Here is a 739-nt window from a genome sequence, read left to right on the forward strand (position 1 = left end):
GTCCAGCGCGACACGACATGGGCGACGTGGTCGGGCGTGACCACCTCTTCCACCATGCCGGCCTTGCCGTCCTGGGCTTCGGCTTCCTTGAGCTTCTTCTCCAATTCCGGGATCTTGCCATAGGCAAGCTCGCCGGCGCGCTGGAACTCGCCCTTGCGCTGGGCGATGGCAAGCTCATTGCGCATCTCGTCGAGCTGCTTCTTCAGGTCCGCGGCGAGGCCGAGCTTCTGCTTTTCGGCCTGCCACTTGGTCGTCAGCTCGGTCGACTGCTCCTCGAGGTCGGCCAGATCCTTCTCCAGCTTTGCCAGCCGATCCTTCGAGGCATCGTCCTTCTCGACCTTCAGCGCCTCGCGCTCGATCTTGAGCTGCATGATGCGGCGGTCGATCTCGTCCAGCGCCTCGGGCTTCGAATCGACCTGCATCCTCAGCCGCGACGCGGCCTCGTCGACCAGGTCGATCGCCTTGTCAGGCAGGAAACGGTCGGCGATGTAGCGGTTGGAAAGCGTCGCGGCCGACACCAGCGCCGAATCGGAGATGCGCACCTTGTGGTGCTGCTCGTACTTCTCCTTCAGGCCGCGCAGGATCGAGACGGTGTCCTCGACCGTCGGCTCGTCGACGAAGACGGGCTGGAAGCGGCGGGCAAGCGCGGCGTCCTTCTCGACATGCTTGCGGTATTCGTCGAGCGTGGTCGCGCCGACGCAGTGCAGCTCGCCGCGCGCCAGCGCCGGCTTCAGAAGGT

Annotated in this window: 1 pseudogene; it reads right to left on the minus strand. The window is 65.2% G+C overall.

The window, feature by feature from the left end:
• Positions 1–739 (minus strand): annotated as a pseudogene (locus EOA38_RS38070) (ATP-dependent chaperone ClpB); the annotation flags it as partial.

This window comes from Mesorhizobium sp. M1E.F.Ca.ET.041.01.1.1, assembly GCF_003997355.1.
Lineage (GTDB): Bacteria > Pseudomonadota > Alphaproteobacteria > Rhizobiales > Rhizobiaceae > Mesorhizobium.